Annotated in this window: 14 protein-coding genes; 13 read left to right on the forward strand and 1 reads right to left on the reverse strand. The window is 50.9% G+C overall.

Features of this window, described 5'->3' with window-relative positions; all coding sequences use genetic code 11:
* The first annotated feature begins 10 nt into the window (after positions 1-10).
* The 7 genes from DWZ56_RS15880 to DWZ56_RS15910 all read left to right on the forward strand — a co-directional run bounded on the left by DWZ56_RS15880 (position 11) and on the right by DWZ56_RS15910 (position 8571).
* Positions 11-1000, forward strand: a complete 990-nt coding sequence (locus tag DWZ56_RS15880; RefSeq protein WP_118557582.1) for an ABC transporter permease — start codon at positions 11-13, stop codon at positions 998-1000.
* Between the two features lie 16 nt (positions 1001-1016).
* Positions 1017-2774, forward strand: coding sequence for an ABC transporter permease (locus DWZ56_RS15885; protein WP_147369435.1), 1758 nt, complete (start codon positions 1017-1019; stop codon positions 2772-2774).
* A 9-nt stretch (positions 2775-2783) separates the two neighbouring features.
* Positions 2784-3941, forward strand: coding sequence for an ABC transporter ATP-binding protein (locus DWZ56_RS15890; RefSeq protein ID WP_118557584.1), 1158 nt, complete (start codon positions 2784-2786; stop codon positions 3939-3941).
* Positions 3928-4941 carry an ABC transporter ATP-binding protein gene (locus tag DWZ56_RS15895; protein WP_118557585.1) on the forward strand — a complete coding sequence of 338 codons (1014 nt, stop codon included), beginning with the start codon at positions 3928-3930 and terminating at the stop codon, positions 4939-4941. The genes DWZ56_RS15890 and DWZ56_RS15895 overlap by 14 nt, the downstream gene beginning before the upstream one ends.
* 143 nt (positions 4942-5084) lie before the next feature.
* The gene (locus tag DWZ56_RS15900; RefSeq protein ID WP_118557586.1) at positions 5085-5363 is read left to right on the forward strand and encodes a hypothetical protein; all 279 of its coding nucleotides are present in this window, start codon (positions 5085-5087) and stop codon (positions 5361-5363) included.
* A 201-nt stretch (positions 5364-5564) separates the two neighbouring features.
* Positions 5565-5888 (forward strand): hypothetical protein, encoded by a 324-nt coding sequence (locus tag DWZ56_RS15905; protein ID WP_118557587.1) that lies wholly within the window; start codon positions 5565-5567, stop codon positions 5886-5888.
* Between the two features lie 19 nt (positions 5889-5907).
* A complete protein-coding gene (locus DWZ56_RS15910) occupies positions 5908-8571 on the forward strand; it encodes a cation-translocating P-type ATPase (RefSeq protein WP_118557588.1) in 2664 nt (887 codons plus the stop codon).
* An 85-nt stretch (positions 8572-8656) separates the two neighbouring features.
* Here the strand turns inward: DWZ56_RS15910 and asnA are convergent, their stop codons facing one another.
* Entirely contained in the window at positions 8657-9664 is a 1008-nt protein-coding gene (asnA, locus tag DWZ56_RS15915) for an aspartate--ammonia ligase (RefSeq protein WP_118557589.1), read from the reverse strand.
* A 227-nt stretch (positions 9665-9891) separates the two neighbouring features.
* Between asnA and DWZ56_RS15920 the strand changes: the two genes are divergently transcribed.
* The 6 genes from DWZ56_RS15920 (at position 9892) to DWZ56_RS15945 (ending at position 17467) form a co-directional block, all read left to right on the forward strand.
* Positions 9892-10833, forward strand: coding sequence for a magnesium transporter CorA family protein (locus DWZ56_RS15920; RefSeq protein WP_118557590.1), 942 nt, complete (start codon positions 9892-9894; stop codon positions 10831-10833).
* 87 nt (positions 10834-10920) lie between these two features.
* Positions 10921-11790: a rhomboid family intramembrane serine protease gene (locus DWZ56_RS15925; RefSeq protein WP_118557591.1), complete on the forward strand. Its 870-nt coding sequence runs from the start codon at positions 10921-10923 to the stop codon at positions 11788-11790.
* Positions 11791-11796: 6 nt separating this feature from the next.
* A complete protein-coding gene (pyk, locus tag DWZ56_RS15930) occupies positions 11797-13230 on the forward strand; it encodes a pyruvate kinase (RefSeq protein WP_118557592.1) in 1434 nt (477 codons plus the stop codon).
* A 411-nt stretch (positions 13231-13641) separates the two neighbouring features.
* Positions 13642-15297 carry a Na/Pi cotransporter family protein gene (locus DWZ56_RS15935; protein ID WP_118557593.1) on the forward strand — a complete coding sequence of 552 codons (1656 nt, stop codon included), beginning with the start codon at positions 13642-13644 and terminating at the stop codon, positions 15295-15297.
* A 17-nt stretch (positions 15298-15314) separates the two neighbouring features.
* Entirely contained in the window at positions 15315-16019 is a 705-nt protein-coding gene (locus DWZ56_RS15940) for a response regulator transcription factor (RefSeq protein ID WP_118557594.1), read from the forward strand.
* 2 nt (positions 16020-16021) lie between these two features.
* Positions 16022-17467, forward strand: a complete 1446-nt coding sequence (locus tag DWZ56_RS15945; RefSeq protein ID WP_118557606.1) for a sensor histidine kinase — start codon at positions 16022-16024, stop codon at positions 17465-17467.
* Positions 17468-17548: the final 81 nt, after the last annotated feature.

A 17548-nucleotide genomic window follows, 5' to 3' on the forward strand; every position in this document is an offset into this window, starting at 1 on the left:
TGGTAAAGCCATGGGCAAATATATTATAAAAAGGATTTTAATCGGTATAGTGATCGTCATCTCCGGCGCCCTGGTAGCTTATGCGGTAATCCGCTGCCTGCCGACTTCCTTTATCGAAAATCTCGCGAGGCAGAGGGCCAGCAATCCGACCAGCTCCAAGACATACCAGGAGTGGGTGACACAGCTGACTTCCGTCTATGGCCTGGACAAAGGTATCCTGGCAGGGTTCGTTGGCTGGCTCGGCGATGCTGTAAGAGGTGACTTTGGAGAATCCTGGGAATACGGAGTGCCGGTAGTATTAAAATTTAAGCAGGTAATCGGTTATACGATTATTCTGAATGTTATCACATTATTTGTAGAACTGCTGATTTCTATTCCGCTGGGAATCATTGCGGCAAAGAACCAGTACAAGAAATCGGATTATGCGATCACGGTGTTCGCGCTGATGGGCATTTCGCTGCCCACATTCTTCCTGGCGATTTTGCTGAAATATGTGTTCTGCGTCAAACTGGGATGGTTTGACATGTACGGTGTAACCGGGCGATATTATAATCAGCTGGATACCATCGGCAAGATGCTGGATATCGGCCATCATCTGGTGCTGCCGGTCATCACGCTTACGATGTTAAGTATCGGCGGACTGATGCGTTATACCAGAACCAATATGCTGGAAGTGCTGAACGCGGACTATATCCGGACAGCCAGGGCAAAGGGCCTTCCCGAGAAGAAGGTCATCAATAAACATGCGTTTCGGAATACGCTGATTCCTTTGGTCAGTTATATGAGCTATCTGATCCCGAGCATGTTTACGGGCTCTCTGATCACCGAGACCGTATATCAGATCCCAGGCATCGGCTATATCTCATATCTGGCGACGACAAAGGGCGATATCCCGTTCGCCATGTTTTATCTGACATTTACTTTGATACTTACGCAGGTCAGCCTGCTGCTGGCAGATATTATGTACGCAGTTGTTGATCCACGCGTTCGAATAAATTAACGGAGGTGGCTTGCAGGTGAAAGAAGAAAACAAAACAAATAATATACAGGCCTCTCCAAGTGCAGAAGAGAAGGAGATGGCGCTGGATGACGCCAGGCGTGTAAAGGTACTCTCGCCGGGTATGCTGGTTGCCAAGCGCTTTTTCAGGAATAAACTTGCCATCATCGGCCTGGTTATTCTTGTGGTGCTGTTTCTGTTCGCTTTTATAGGCGGACTGATCACCCCTTACAGCCAGACTCAGGTGTTTAAGGGGATGGACATGATTCAGAAGGATTATGCCGCCGCCGTGTACAATTCGGAGCTGCGTTATACCATGAAGGAAGGCGAGACGCTGTCGGGATCGGCAAAGTCACAGATCGCGCTGGCCACCAGCAAGGGAAACGATACCTTTGAAGCGGACGGCGCCGGGTATACCCTGATTCCGATCGGTGAGGACAGCTATCAGATCACCAAATTGGATGCGATCTGCACGGTATTAACGAGCAGCAAGGCCATGCAGGTAAAGGAAGGCGAGACCATCAGCGACGGGCTTAAGAGCGCGATCAATGCGGCGCTGGATGCTGGGCAGAGCCAGTTTTCCTATGGCGGTGTGGACTATGAGGTGCGCATGACCGGCAAGAAGGCGGAAATCTGCAAATCAGTCACGCTGGGCATCGCTTCGAAACTGGTCATTGATGCATATTCCGCAGACAGCGAAGCGCTTGTGAATTCTTATGATTTCCGTCTGGAATGTGAGAAGGCATATCATAACAACAAAACCTCCTTTACGGTGGATGGAGAGAAATATACGCTGGAAACAGACGAGGACGGCGATGCGATCGTATATGACGCGGCAGGTGAAGCTTTTGCAGCTGCATCTCATATCATCGTGAACCCTAACGGACAGGGAATTAACTTAAGTATCGAATTTAAGATGGCGGCGAGGGACGCTGTGGAGGCGCGGACTTCAAGCTTCACAGTGCCGGATGCTTCCGGCAGTGAAGTGGAATATAAGATGAATGTGGTGAACTCCAATTTCTATTTCACTACCATGGGCAGCAGCGAGCTGATCCGCCGTTTTGAGGCGCCCTCGTCTTCCCATTGGCTTGGCCTTGACAGCAACGGTATGGATGTGCTGACCCGCCTTATGTACGGCGGCCGGATCTCCCTGCTGGTAGGTTTTGTCGTGGTATTTGTGGAATTATTCATCGGAATCATCGTCGGAGGTGTGGCCGGATATTTCGGAAAGATCGTGGACAATGTTCTGATGAGGGTGGTGGATCTGTTCAACAGTATTCCGTTTTATCCCATGGCCATGATCGTCGGCGCGGTGATGGATTCGCTGGATATCAGCTCCACCGCGCGTATATTTGCGCTGATGTTTGTGCTGGCGGTACTGGGCTGGACCAATGTGGCAAGGACGGTCCGCGGCCAGATCCTCTCCCTGCGCGAACAGGAATTCATGATGGCAACGGAGGCCACCGGTATCCCGGTAAAACGCCGTATCTTCCGCCATCTGATTCCGAACGTGATGCCTCTTCTGATTGTTCAGGCTACCATGAATCTGGGCAGCATCATCATCACCGAGGCGACCTTGAGTTTCCTGGGGCTGGGACTGAAATATCCGCTGGCATCCTGGGGCAGTATCATCAATGCGGCTAACGACATTCAGGTTATGACAAGCTACTGGTATATCTGGATGCCGCCGGGACTGCTGATTCTCCTGGCGGTGCTGGGATTCAACTTCGTAGGCGACGGTCTTCGCGACGCGTTCGATCCCAAGATGAAAAGGTAGGTGACCAGTATGGCAAATAACAAGAAGAAAGATACGAATTTTATTTCGGCCAAGGAGTCACGGGCAATTTCGAAAGAAAACCGCAGGATTACCAATGAGCTGGAAAAGAAGAAGAACAGAAAGCATATACCGGAATCCGAATATCTGACAACTATGAAGGATCCGGGCAACGTAGTGGAATTTGACAATCTGCATACCTATTTCTTTACGGATGTGGGCACGGTGAAGGCGGTAAACGGCGTAAGCTTTAATATCCCGCAGGGTGAGACCGTGGGCGTGGTCGGTGAATCCGGCTGCGGCAAATCGGTGACGAGCCTGTCGCTGATGCAGCTGGTACAGCGGCCGCAGGGACAAATTGTGGAGGGCGCAATCCGCTTTAATACCGGTGATAAGGTATACGATATTGCGAAGACTCCTATAGAAGTGATGCAGCATATCCGCGGAAGCCAGGTATCCATGATCTTCCAGGAGCCCATGACCAGTCTAAACCCTGTGTTCCGTATCGGCATGCAGCTGGATGAAGTCATAGAACTCCATCGCCCTGATATGACGAAGGAGCAGCGCAAGGCGAGAAGCATTGAGATGCTGGAACTGGTTGGAATTGCCAACAGCGAAGGCGTGTATTCCATGTATCCTCATGAGCTTTCCGGCGGCATGCGCCAGAGAGTTATGATCGCCATGGCCCTTGCCTGCAGCCCCAGACTCATCATCGCAGATGAGCCCACAACCGCTCTGGATGTGACGATTCAGGCGCAGATTCTGGATCTTTTGCGTGAGCTGAAGGATAAAATCAACAGCAGCATTATGCTGATCACCCATGACCTGGGTGTGATTGCCGAGATGGCGGATTATGTGGTAGTTATGTATGCCGGCCGGATCATTGAAAAAGGGACGGCGGCAGATATATTCCACGATCCGAGACATCCTTATACCATCGGCCTGATGAGAAGCAAGCCTGTGGTGAATAAAACGGTGGACCGGCTTTATAACATCCCCGGCAGTGTGCCAAACCCGGTGAATATGCCGGATTACTGCTATTTCCGTGACCGCTGCGACCGCTGCACCAAGGTCTGTGACGGGGCATATCCGGAGGAAATACAGGTTTCCCCCACACATTTTGTCAGCTGCTACAACTGGGAGAGGAGGCCTGAAGATGGAAGAGAATAAATATATCATAGAAGTGGAAAACTTAAAGAAGTACTTTCCCATTAAGGCAGGCTTTTTCAAGCATGTGGTGGGATATGTAAAGGCTGTGGACGGTGTGACATTCCGCATTCCCCAGGGTACCACGATGGGGCTTGTAGGGGAATCCGGCTGCGGCAAGTCAACGATCGGCAAGACGCTTCTGCGTTTGGAAGAGAAGACGGACGGCTGCGTGAAGTACAACGGCACGGATCTTGGAGCTTTATCCAAAGCGGAACTTAGGGCAATCCGTCCGAAGATCCAGATGATTTTTCAGGACCCTTATGCCAGCCTTTCGCCGCGTATGCCGGTTTCGGAAATCATCGGCGAAGCGGTAAAGGTGCATGAGCTGGTGCCTAAGGATGAGTATGACGACTATCTGGATAAGATCATGAAGTCCTGCGGACTTCAGCCTTACCATAAGGACAGGTATCCCCATGAGTTTTCCGGCGGCCAGCGGCAGCGTATCTGTATCGCCAGAGCCCTGGCGTTAAATCCGGACTTCATAGTCTGTGATGAACCGGTTTCGGCTTTGGATGTGTCCATACAGGCGCAGATCATCAATCTGCTGATGGATCTGCAGGAGCAGTATCATCTGACATACCTGTTCATATCCCATGATCTGTCCGTGGTACAGCATATTTCAGATACCATAGGAGTAATGTATCTGGGCAATATGGTGGAGTATGCCAGCAAGGATCAGCTGTTTGCGCGCCCTCTGCATCCGTATACCCAGGCGCTGTTCAGCGCAATACCCGTGCCTGATCCGGATGTGAAAATGAACCGGGTGATCCTGGAGGGAAGCATCCCTTCACCCGCCAATCCGCCTTCCGGATGTAAGTTCCATACCAGATGCAGGCACTGCATGGATATCTGTAAGCAGGCCGTGCCGGAGACAAAGGAAGTGGATCCCGGACATTTCGTGGCATGCCATCTGTATGACGATGCTAAAAGTGTCAGCAAGGAAGAATCACAGGCACAGTAAATACAATTGATGGGGGAGAGCCGGCTCTGCTTGAAGGGACCGGCTGTCCCCTTCGCATTTTCGCAGGCTGTATGGTCCTATTGAAAAACAGAAGTGCACCCTGCACATCTGGGTGCATAGATAAGGAGCGTGGAAAAGAAAATATGGCGGAAAATCCCCAGAATGAGTTTGAGCGCATGGACGCGGATGAAGAGGAAGAAATACGGGAAGAGGATATCGTAATCGCTGATATGAATGTGGAGGGCATGCCCTGGTATAAAGAAGATGCTGCAAACCGGCCTAAGGCAAGCGGTGAACAGCTTCAAAAAGGCGAGATGAAATATGCAGTCTGGGGTGCGGTGAAAGCGGCACTTTTGATTGCCGCCATCTTTTCAGCAGCGATGATCGCTTTTACTTTATTCTGCATTTATGTGTGGTTTTGATAAGACTTACTAGTTCATACCCTGCCCTCTCATACGCGGAAATTTTTCGGTAACTGTGAACAGACCTGTTACGTATAAAAGTATTGTTAAGATTCTTGAAAAGGTATTGCAATCCCTCTGTTTCTATGTTAAAGTCTGGATACAAATTTAATAAGGGTATTGAAACCATAAAAAGGAGTAGCTGGCATTTCGGGCAGGGATATGAATGCACGGAATGTTTACGGTATCGTCAATACGATCATGCGGCAGTGGGCCGGATGGTCCGGTACCGTGAGGGACGGCGAGATTTTTATCCGCACGAAGGCGCAGAAGCGGCCGCAGGCCGGCAGAAGCGTCCGTGAGACCGGATACATGCAGCAGCATGTGTCCGGCCTGATCACAGATTGCGATAGAAGTCCCGCCTTTTTTAGTGCTCTGAAATTATTAGAACACCTTCCAAGCGGGATCTGCAGATCCGGTCAGATACCCGGAGAAAAAGAGAAAGCACGCGGATGTGTGCAGAGGTCATCAGCCTTTGGCTGGTGACAGAATGGGAGGCTGTAATATGAAGAAATTAAGTAAGGAAGAAGCGTACACACTGTCAAAAGAAGAGCTGTTGAACCGCATCGGCACAGAGCCGGGCGGACTGACCTTACAGGAAGCGGAGGCAAGAAGGGAGCAGCTGGGATTTAATGAGCTTACAGCGGAGAAAAAGAAGAGCATATGGCTCATTTTCCTTGAGCAGTTCCGTGATTTTCTTGTGATCATACTGATCGCTGCCGCTGCGGTTTCCGCCCTGTTGGGAGACTGGGAGAGTTCGGTTGTTATATTGGCAGTCATAACGATGAATGCGGTCCTGGGCACCGTGCAGACACAGAAGGCCGAACAGTCCCTGGACAGTTTAAAACGGCTGTCCGCGCCATCGGCCAAGGTGATGCGCGGAGGTGTTCTGCGCGTGATTCCTTCCAGGGATGTTACAGTGGGAGATATTGTCTGCCTGGAAGCGGGGGATTACGTATGCGCGGACGGCAGGATTTTGGAGAATGCCAGCCTGAAAATCAATGAGAGCGCGCTGACCGGTGAGAGCGTCAGCGCGGATAAAGAGGATTGTGAGCTTAAAGGGCGCCCGGCCCTGGGCGATCAGAAGAATATGGTCTTTTCCGGCAGTTTTGTCACCTATGGCAGGGGCCGCTTCCTGGTCACCGGCATCGGGATGGAGACGGAGGTCGGCAAGATTGCCTCACTTTTAAACAGCACGAAAGAAAAGAAGACTCCGCTGCAGACCAGCCTGGACCGGTTCGGGCAGAATCTGTCCGTCATCATACTGGCGATCTGCGCGTCTTTATTTGCGGTGAATATCTTCCGCGGGCAGCCGGTGATGGATTCCTTCCTATTTGCGGTAGCACTGGCGGTAGCGGCTATACCCGAAGCGCTAAGTTCCATCGTTACTATAGTGCTCTCGTTTGGCACACAGAAGATGGCGAGAGAACATGCGATCATTCGGAAACTGCAGGCAGTGGAAGGGCTTGGAAGCGTTTCTGTCATCTGCTCTGACAAGACAGGGACACTGACACAGAATCGGATGACCGTCAAGTCCTGCTATACGGACGGGAAACTACAGCCGGTGAGTGAGAAACTTAAGACCGTTGATACCCAAACTCAGGACACCTCCCTGAAGCTGCTGCTTCGGTGCGGCATATTATGCAGCGATGCCAGCGACGAGGGAGGGGAGTCTGTGGGAGATCCTACGGAACTGGCGCTCATTAAGGCCGCCGAGATGTTTGGGCTGATTCCGTCAGAGATCAGAGGACAGTATCCGCGCCTGGCGGAGATCCCGTTTGACTCGGACCGAAAGCTGATGACCACCGTCCATGAGATGGGCGGACGGCTTACTATGGTCACTAAGGGCGCTGTGGATGTGCTGCTGGGCCGGATGGAGCTGTCTGATCAAGAGAAGGACCGCATCATCAAAGTCAATCAGGAGTATTCGGAACAGGGGCTCCGTGTGCTCGCCTTTGCGCAGAAGGAGGTCACGGATGCGCAAATTTCCAGGGAAGATGAAAATCACCTGCATTTTATAGGCCTCATGGCGATGATGGACCCGCCCAGAGAGGAGTCACGCCTGGCGGTGGAGGAGTGTATCCGTGCAGGAATCCGCCCGGTCATGATTACGGGGGATCATAAGGTGACGGCCTCCGCAATTGCCAGACAGATCGGGATCCTGCGGGACGGTGAACGCGCCGTGGAGGGCAGCGATATAGAAAATCTGACCGACAGCCAGCTGGTAAACATGGTGGATCAGGTCTCCGTCTATGCCAGAGTATCTCCGGAACATAAGATACGTATTGTCCGCGCCTGGCAGGAGAAAGGCTGTATCGTGGCTATGACAGGGGATGGCGTGAATGACGCTCCGGCTCTTAAGCAGGCCGATATCGGCGTGGCTATGGGCATCACAGGCACGGAAGCCGCAAAGGATGCGGCCTCCATGGTGCTGGCCGACGATAATTTTGCCACAATCGTAAAGGCTGTGGAAAACGGAAGAAATGTATATGAAAACATCCGCAAAGCCATACAGTTCCTGCTGTCGGGCAATACTGCCGGAATCCTTGCAGTGCTGTATGCGGCGGTTGCCGGGCTGCCGGTTCCGTTTGCGGCGGTGCATCTATTGTTTATCAATCTGCTTACGGACAGTCTGCCGGCCATCGCTTTGGGGCTGGAACCTCATTCCGGCAGCGTGATGGAGAAAGCGCCCAGGGCTGCCAAAGAATCGATATTGAACGGGTTTATTCTCACCAGGATCGCTGTAGAAGGGCTGGTGATCGGTATCACCACGATGGCTGCCTTTTATATCGGCCTGGAGGCCGGAGGGGCCCAAATGGCGAGCACCATGGCCTTTGCGACACTCTGTTTGTCCAGGCTGATTCATGGCTTTAACTGCAAGGAAGAAGCGCCCGTGCTGTTTACAAAACGTTTCTTTGGCAACCGGTATCTGCTCGGAGCCTTTGGCATCGGTTTTGTCCTGCTGCACGCTGTGCTGCTGATCCCGGGATTAAGCGGTATTTTCAGTGTCACACCGCTTAGCTTAAAACTCATCGGGTGCATCTATGGGCTGTCTCTTACAAACCTGCTTGTGATTCAGCTGCTTAAAGCGCTAAGGCACTGGCTTAAGCGGATTTTTCCCGCAGGGCATAAAGACAGCGCGCATGCTGAAAAAAGTGCGGCATTATAAAGCCGCACTGCAGGGTCAGAAAGAATAAATAAAAAGAATTGCCGGTTTCGGATAAGAGCCGGCAATTCTATATAATATAGTCTCATTACAGCAGATAGATTTTATGTTCCGCACATTCTTTGCGCATGGATTCCGGCCAAAGGCTTGACTGGACTTCGCCGATATGTGCCCTTTCCAAAAGGAGCATGCAGAGCCTGGACTGACCGATGCCTCCGCCGATGGTATAGGGCAGTTCGCCTCTCATCAGCATGCTGTGAAACGGAAGAGAGAGGCGCTCCTCGCAGTGTGCCTTTTTCAGCTGAGACGCGAGGGCAGTTTCATCCACACGGATGCCCATGCTGGAGATCTCCAGCGCGCAGCAAAGGGGCTCATACCAGAACAGGATGTCGCCGTTTAAGGACCAGTCGTCATAGTCCGGGGCTCTGCCGTCGTGGGGTTCTCCCCCTTTCAGCACATCACCGATCTGCATGAGGAATACACAGCCATGTTCCCGCGTGATCGCATTTTCCCGTTCCTTCGGAGAGAGCCCGGGGTATTTGTCCTCCAGCTCCTGCGTTGTAATGAAAAAGATATCATCCGGCAGCTTTTTGACCGCCTGGGGATATTTATACCAGACCTCATGCTCCATATGTTTGATGACCTTGAATATCTGGCGCACCGTATCTTCAAGCGTTTCCAGCGTGCGGTCCTCCTTGGTGATCACCTTTTCCCAGTCCCACTGATCCACATAGCAGGAATGGAGATTATCCAGATCCTCATCCCGCCGGATCGCGTTCATATTGGTATAAAGGCCCTCACCTGCTGCAAATCCGTATTCCTTTAGCGCCATGCGCTTCCATTTGGCAAGGGAATGAACGACTTCCACCTGTTCGTTGTGCAAATCCTTCATATCAAAGCTCACCGGACGCTCCACGCCGTTTAAATCATCGTTTAAGCCGGAGCTTCTTGTGACAAAGAGGGGGGCGGAGATCCTCTCCAGATTCATTTCCTTTCCGATTTCCTTCTGAAAGGTATCCCTTATGTACTTTATGGCGTCCTGGGTCTGGCGGATTGTAAGCCTTGGATCGTAGTCCTTTGGAAAGATCAGATTCATGTTCTACCTCATTTCCGCACGCTGATTCGCGCACAAGATGTATTGCTTCACCCATTATAGCAGGTTGAAAGGGATTTTAAAAGAGAAAATTATTTGTACCTATTTTGCAGGCCACCGCTGTTCTGCCACAGAAATATTTGACAAAGAAGGCGGCAAACTCTATAATGTAGAGTGGGCTGAACCGGTTTAGAGCGTGTTCGGCTGGTGACAATAGAAGGAGATTGGCCATGCTTAGAATTTTTAAAACCGTGGATGATAAGGTCTGTGAGCAGCCGGAAGTGACAGCCGGCTGCTGGGTGGCTCTGACGAATCCCAGCGCGGGAGAACTGCTGGATATCTCTTCGCAATTCCAGATTGACATCGATGATCTGAAGGCGCCTTTGGATGAGGAAGAGCGTTCCCGTATTGAAGTGGAAGACGGATATACGCTGATTTTGGTGGATATACCGGTGATCGAGGAGCGAAACGATAAGGACTGGTACGGCACAATTCCCATGGGCATTCTTATGACGGATGATGTGATATTCACCGTCTGCCTGCAGGAAACGCCGGTGCTCACCGCATTTATGGACGGCAGGGTGCGGAATTTTCACACACACATGAAAACCAGATTTATTTTACAGATTCTTTATAAGAATGCTACATGGTTTTTGCATTATCTGCGTATCATTGATAAGAAGAGTGATGAAGTGGAGAAGGAACTGCATCATTCCTCCAGAAACCGGGAATTGATTGAACTTCTGGAACTGGAGAAGAGCCTCGTGTATTTCACCACATCCCTGCGCTCCAATGAAGTGGTGCTGGAAAAGCTGCTGCGTTCTGACCGGATCAAGAAATATCCGGAGGATGAGGATCTCTTAGAGGATGTCATCATCGAGAATAAGCAGGCGATTGAGATGGCCAATATCTACAGCGGAATCTTAAGCGGCACCATGGATGCATTTGCATCGGTGATATCGAACAACCTCAATATCGTGATGAAATTTCTGGCGTCCGTCACCATCGTGATGTCCATTCCCACGATGATCGCCAGCTTTTACGGTATGAATGTCAATACGGACGGAATGCCGTTCGCGCACAGCCCCTTTGGCTTTTGGGGAGTGATCCTGGTATCTTTGGTGGTTTCGCTGATTGTTGTATGGATATTTATCCGTAAAAAGATGTTTTAGCGGCCGCCGTATGCGCCGGCACCGCTGGGGGAGCAGTATAAAGAAAAGCGGATGTGTCAACAATTAATCTAAAGAAAGAGGCAAATCATGAATATTTTGGATAAGCTGCAGCGCAAGATTGGTAAATATGCGATTCCTAACCTGATGCTCTATATCAGTATAATGTATGTGGCGGGATTCATACTGAATCTGTTTGCGCCTACCTTTTATTTCTTCTATTTGAGCCTGGATATGGCAGCGGTGTTTCGCGGACAGGTGTGGAGACTGATCACATTTATGATCGCTCCGCCTTCGACCAGCCCGATCTTTTTTGTATTTGTTGTGATGTGTTACTACAGCATCGGCATGCAGCTGGAATACCAGTGGGGGACTTTCCGCTTTAATTTTTATTTCTTCAGCGGTGTTCTGGCTCATATACTGGCAGCGCTGATCCTTTATCTGGTTTTCGGCTTAAGCCTGCCCATCGGCACAAATTATATCACGCTGTCTTTGTTTATGGCCTTTGCGGTAGAATTCCCCGATATGATGTTCCGCCTGTATTTTGTCATTCCGATTAAGGCGAAATGGCTGGCCATCGTAGATGCTATCATATATGGCGGCATCATTATCGGCGGCTTCCTGACACTGTTTATACCGCTTGGAAGATTCGGATTTAATTTTAATATCTACAGCGCGGTTGCGGCTTCTGTTTCGCTGCTGAATTTTATTGTGTTTTTCTTCCTGGATAAAAGACGGCGTTTTTCACCTAAGCAGGCGGTCCGCAGGGCTTCCTACCATGCCAAGGTTAAGGCGGCGTCCCCTGCAGCCGGTAAGCCCCGCCACAAATGCGCGATCTGCGGCAGAACCGAACTGGACGGCGACGACCTGGAATTCCGTTACTGTTCCAAGTGTGACGGAGAGTACGAATACTGCCAGGATCATCTATATACACATAAACATGTCACGAAAGGAAATTGACACCCTATGAAAAAAACAAAGATCATATGCACGATGGGTCCGAATACCAATGATAAGGAGCTTCTGAAGAGTCTCGCTTTAAACGGCATGGATATCGCCAGATTTAACTTCTCGCACGGAGACTACGAAGAGCAGAAAGGCAGGCTGGATCTCTTAAAACAGATCAGAAAAGAGGTCGGACTTCCCATCGCAGCCCTGCTTGATACCAAGGGGCCGGAGATCCGTACCGGACTGCTTAAGGATAATAAAAGCGTGGTCTTAAAGGCCGGAGACATCTATACTTTTACCACCGAGGAGATCATCGGGGATGATAAGAGGGGCCATATCAACTACGCAGGGCTTCCGGCAGATCTGGAAATCGGAAATAAGATACTGGTGGATGACGGCCTTCTGGAGCTGGAGGTTACAGGGCTTAACGACACCGAGATCAGCTGCAGGGTGATAAACGGCGGCGAGCTGGGTATGCGAAAGGGAGTAAATGTGCCCGGGGTGAAGGTGAATCTGCCTGCTATTACGGAAAAGGACCGTCAGGATATTCTGTTCGGCATAGAGCAGGACTTTGACTTTATCGCGGCTTCCTTCGTGCGCAGCGTGGATGCTATCCTTGAGATCAAGATGATGCTTAGCAAACATCATTCCGATATACGCGTGATCGCAAAGATCGAAAACAGAGAAGGCGTGGATAATATTGATGCGATCATCAAGGCGGCCGACGGCATTATGGTGGCCAGAGGGGACCTGGGAGTGGAGATTCCCGCACAGGAGGTGCCCTATATCCAGAAGATGATCATCAAGAAATGCAACGATGCTTTTAAGCCGGTTATCACAGCCACGCAGATGCTGGATTCCATGATCCGGAATCCGCGTCCCACCAGGGCGGAGGTGACCGATGTTGCGAACGCCATCTATGACGGAACGGATGCGGTGATGCTCTCCGGGGAAACTGCCGCCGGAAAATATCCGCTGGAGGCGCTGAAGATGATGGCTCAGATCGCGGAGTCCACAGAGGAGCATATCGACTACGGAGAGATCCTTGCGCAGAAGCAGTCATACAGGAAGAGGGGCATCTCCAGCGCCGTGAGTTATGCCACGGTCGCTACAGCTTATCATATGAACGCGGCGGCGATCATCACACCGACCATGTCAGGATATACGGCCAGACTGGTATCCAAGTTCAGACCCAAGGCAGAAATCATCGGAACCTCGCCCAAGGAAGACGTAGTTCGCAAGATGCAGCTGCTGTGGGGGGTAAGGCCGTTAAAGTCGGTGGAACAGAATGTGACCGATGACGTTATGGACAGCGCTGTGACCATGGCCAAGTATATGGGATTTGTGGATTCCGGGGATCTGGCAATCATAACCGCAGGAGTTCCGACTACGAATGTAGGAATCGGTGAACGGGGTGTAACAAATGTTATGCGCGTGGTAACGGTTTCCTGACAGCACACAGCCTGCATGGACAGCTCATGCTCCGAAAGAAGTCGGCGCATGGGCTGTTTTTCGTTACTATTCATGGCTGCCGATCAAGCAGCACATGGCGGGGAAGAGTATGGTCCTCCTAGGGATCCCTCGAAGCCCGCCGGTTCTTTCGCTGCGTAGTCTGCAGCGTTAGAACCGCTGCGCGCTTCACGGAGCGAGAGCGCGTCCCTATGAGGACCATACTCTGCCCCGCCATGTGCGGGAAGTCTGCGGCAGCTGTGAATAGCAACTGTTTTTCATTCCAAAGTGAAATTTTACATAGATTTTACATTGTAAATAAGCTGCCTTTACATACTAATGATATAGTAAATCTGTGTGAAAAAGAGAAGAATATGCGCCAAAGTCGGCGTTATTACGGAGGAATGAGTACGAATGAAGATCAGTGATCTGGAAATGCTGTTTAAATTTATCGGAGGCCTTGGCATGTTCCTGTATGGCATGCATATTATGGCCGAAGGGCTGCAGCAGTCCGCGGGTGACCGGATGAAGAAAATGCTGGGCTTTCTGACCAATAACCGCCTGCTGGCGGTGCTTATGGGAGCTCTGATTACGGCAATTATACAGAGCAGCTCAGCCACAACGGTCATGATTGTTGGATTTGTCAACGCCGGCATCATAAACCTGACCCAGGCGGTGGGCGTGATCATGGGCGCGAATATCGGAACCACGATTACCAGCTGGATCGTGTCCATGAGCGAGTGGGGCGAGGTGATGAAGCCTGAATTTTTTGCGCCGCTTATCATCGGTATCGGAGCGCTGCTGTTTATATTTATGAAATCGGAGAAAAAGAAGGATCTCGGAGAGATTCTTCTGGGATTCGGCGTTCTGTTTATCGGCTTGAGCTTTATGTCCGGCGCAATTAAACCGTATAGGGATGCTCCGGTATTCGCCGACGCCTTCCGCATACTTGGTAGAAATCCGTTCTTTGGCGTGCTGGCAGGAGCGCTCGTGACCGCGGTGATCCAGAGTTCATCGGCATCGGTGGGAATTCTGCAGACACTGGCCATGAACGGCGTGGTCACCTGGAACAGCGCCGTATTCATCACGCTGGGGCAGAATATCGGTACCTGTGTGACCGCGCTTCTTGCCAGCGCCGGCGCTCATAAGACTGCCAAGCGGGCGGCGGTGATCCATCTATTGTTTAATGTTTTTGGTGCAGGCATTTTTGGGGTGCTCATGTTTGCCGTATTTCAGTTTTACCCTGCCTGGGGCGCCGGGGAAATCAACAGTATACAGATATCGGTTTTCCATACGGTTTTTAATGTAACAAACACAATTCTTCTGTTTCCTTTTGCCGGATATCTGGTTAAGCTTTCGGAGCGGCTTATTAAGGAAGAGAACCTTAAGCAGCCGGAAGGGATCGCCGAACGTGTGAAGAATCATCTGGATTCTCAGATCACCAGATCGCCGTCCTTCGCTATTGAAGCTGCGATCCACGAAGTGCTGTATATGGGGGAGATTGCGCTGGAAAATGCCAGACTCGCCATAGATGCCGTGATTGGTAACAGGAAGGAAAGTCTCGGTAAAATCTATGAAACCGAAGAGACGATCAATGAGCTGGAGGGCCTGCTCACAGAGTATCTGATACAGATCAATAGTATGAACCTGACGGAGAATCAGGCGCTGACAGTGAAAGATCTGCTATATACGATCAGCGATCTGGAGAGAATGGGGGACCATTCGGAAAATATCGCCGAGCTGACAGAGCAGAAGATATCAAAATCCATTGAGTTTTCAGAAGATGCATGCAGGGATCTAAGGCTGATCGGAGACAATGTTATAAACGCGGTGAAGGCCGCGCTGGATGCCAGGAGAAACAGTGATCCTGCAGATATACGAAGGGTGCTGAAGCTGGAAGACGAGGTGGATAACTGCGAGGAAGATTTAAGGGAGAAGCATATCGAGCGATTAAGCCTCGGACAGTGTACACCGCAGACCGGCGTGATCTTTCTGGATGTGATCAGCAATCTGGAGAGGATCTGCGACCATGCGAACAATGTGGCCGGATATGTGAAAAACGAGCTGTAGCGGCAGGAGGGATCATGATGGAGCTGATTTATGTAATTGAAGACGATGACAATATCCGTGACCTTATAAAGATTGCGCTGGAAGGGTTTGGCTATCAGGTAAAAGCCTTTGAGACTGCAGAGGATGCTCTTCAGAAAATCGGTGCGGACAAGCCGGATCTTGGAGTGTTTGATCTGATGCTTCCGGGCATGGACGGCCTGGCTGCGATCCGGATCATACGCAGAAATCCGGATATCCGTGAAATGCCGATTATCGTGCTTACCGCCAAGGATAAGGAACTGGATAAGGTGATCGGTCTGGACGGCGGCGCGGACGATTATATGACCAAGCCCTTCGGCGTGCTGGAACTGGCAGCCAGGATCCGCCTGCAGCTGCGCAAGAGAGCCCCTAAGGAGGCTGCAAAGGATGTGCTGGCGGCAGGACAGCTCAAGATGAGCCCCAAGACAAGAGAGGCATGGTTCAGGGAACGGCTGCTGGAGCTGACCTACAAGGAGTATGAGCTGCTCCTTTATCTTCTGGAAAACCAGGCCAGGGTGGTGTCCAGGGAAGAGCTTTTGAACAACATATGGGGATATGAATATGACGGTGAATCCCGGACTCTGGATATGCACATCCGCACCCTGCGTCAGAAGCTGGGCGAGGAGGGCGGAGACTATATAAAAACAATCAGGGGCGTAGGATACCGTTTCCGCGTTACAGCGAGCCCGGAGAATGAGGGATGAGCATGAAAAAAGCAATTTACCGTAAATTTGTGCTGGTAATCCTGCTGGCGCTGGGGCTGTGCACGGTTATCTTTTATCTGATCGCGGGGAATATTCTGCTGGACAATACCAGGAAGGATCTGCTGTATTCCCTGCAGATGGTGGATGCAATGCTGGATTATGACGGCGATTTAAAGGAGCAGTTTTCACGTATGGATGCCCTGTCCCAGGCACAGGCGGCCGGTTTGGAGAAGGGTCTTTTGAGCGGCGACAGCCGCAGGCTTACAATACTGACAACCGGCGGGGAGGTCTGCGTGGACACGGATGTGGACGATACCGCAGTCATGGACAACCATCTGGCCCGGGAGGAGATAAGGGACGCGCTGGAGAAAGGCGTGGGCTGCAGCATGAGATATTCTGAAACGCTGGGTACATCCATGCTCTATGCTGCGGCCATGTCCTCCAACGGCGGGTATGTGATACGGCTGGCAATCCCTTTTAAAGGAATCTCAGAGTATATCGTCGTGCTTTTGCCGGCCCTGCTGCTGGCTGTCGGCGTAACGCTTCTGATTTCCCTGATCATAGCCGACCGGTTTGCGAAATCTGTCACAAAGCCTTTAGGAGAGATTGCCGGTGAAATGGATAAGATACAGCAGGATGCGCCGGATTTTCATTTTGAACAGTATGGCTATGAAGAGCTGAATGTAATCGCAAAAACTACGGAACAGATGTCCCGCAGCGTAAAAAGCTACATACGCAAGCTTGAATTTGAAAAGCAGGTGAGACAGGAGTTTTTCAGCAATGCCAGCCATGAACTGAAAACGCCCATCACTTCCATCAAAGGTTATACGGAACTTTTGGGGAGCGGGCTGATTACCGATGAGACGGTGAAAGCCGATTTCCTGCGCCGCATCACCAAAGAAACGGATAATATGACCAATCTGATCAATGATATCCTGATGATTTCCAGGTTGGAGACCAAAGAAGCAGAGGTCACGATGAATGAGGTGAGGATGGCGCTTATTCTGGAAGATGCGGTAAAGACCTTTGCGCCTCTGGCTGTTGAAAATCAGGTGGCGGTGATGACGGACTGCCGCCCGATCACGGTTTGGGCCAGCCATCAGCATATGAAGGAGCTGATCAGCAATCTGTTAAGCAACGCCATCAAATACAACAAAGAGGGCGGAACGGTCCATGTACGGATCACGGCAGAGGACGGGGATATGCTTTTGGAGGTCAGAGATTCCGGGGTTGGTATACCCGAAGGGTCCAGGCAGCGCGTCTTTGAGCGGTTCTACCGCGTGGATAAAGGGCGCAGCAAGAAGGTAGGAGGCACCGGGCTGGGACTTTCCATCGTGAAACACATCGTGAATTTCTATAACGGAACCATTGAAATGGAAAGTGAAGTGAATATAGGAACCAGATTTTTGATCCGAATCCCGATTAAGAAACGCGACAGCGATCTATAGAATTGCAGTATAAGTAAAACTCCCGCTTTAAGGGTTTGTCAAGTAAAGTGTGTAAATTTTTTTGATTTTTTATCGGCGGTC

Origin of the sequence: Lachnotalea sp. AF33-28, from assembly GCF_003477885.1 — a bacterium.
Lineage (GTDB): Bacteria > Bacillota > Clostridia > Lachnospirales > Lachnospiraceae > AF33-28.

Bases quoted from the DNA above. Each gene is read 5' to 3' on its own strand.
- DWZ56_RS15880 (WP_118557582.1), top strand. From the start codon at position 11: ATGGGCAAATATATTATAAAAAGGATTTTAATCGGTATAGTGATCGTC.
- DWZ56_RS15890 (WP_118557584.1), top strand. From the start codon at position 2,784: ATGGCAAATAACAAGAAGAAAGATACGAATTTTATTTCGGCCAAGGAG.
- DWZ56_RS15895 (WP_118557585.1), top strand. From the start codon at position 3,928: ATGGAAGAGAATAAATATATCATAGAAGTGGAAAACTTAAAGAAGTAC.
- DWZ56_RS15900 (WP_118557586.1), top strand. From the start codon at position 5,085: ATGGCGGAAAATCCCCAGAATGAGTTTGAGCGCATGGACGCGGATGAA.
- DWZ56_RS15905 (WP_118557587.1), top strand. From the start codon at position 5,565: ATGAATGCACGGAATGTTTACGGTATCGTCAATACGATCATGCGGCAG.
- DWZ56_RS15910 (WP_118557588.1), top strand. From the start codon at position 5,908: ATGAAGAAATTAAGTAAGGAAGAAGCGTACACACTGTCAAAAGAAGAG.
- asnA (WP_118557589.1), bottom strand. From the start codon at position 9,664: ATGAATCTGATCTTTCCAAAGGACTACGATCCAAGGCTTACAATCCGC.
- DWZ56_RS15920 (WP_118557590.1), top strand. From the start codon at position 9,892: ATGCTTAGAATTTTTAAAACCGTGGATGATAAGGTCTGTGAGCAGCCG.
- DWZ56_RS15925 (WP_118557591.1), top strand. From the start codon at position 10,921: ATGAATATTTTGGATAAGCTGCAGCGCAAGATTGGTAAATATGCGATT.
- pyk (WP_118557592.1), top strand. From the start codon at position 11,797: ATGAAAAAAACAAAGATCATATGCACGATGGGTCCGAATACCAATGAT.
- DWZ56_RS15935 (WP_118557593.1), top strand. From the start codon at position 13,642: ATGAAGATCAGTGATCTGGAAATGCTGTTTAAATTTATCGGAGGCCTT.
- DWZ56_RS15940 (WP_118557594.1), top strand. From the start codon at position 15,315: ATGGAGCTGATTTATGTAATTGAAGACGATGACAATATCCGTGACCTT.
- DWZ56_RS15945 (WP_118557606.1), top strand. From the start codon at position 16,022: ATGAAAAAAGCAATTTACCGTAAATTTGTGCTGGTAATCCTGCTGGCG.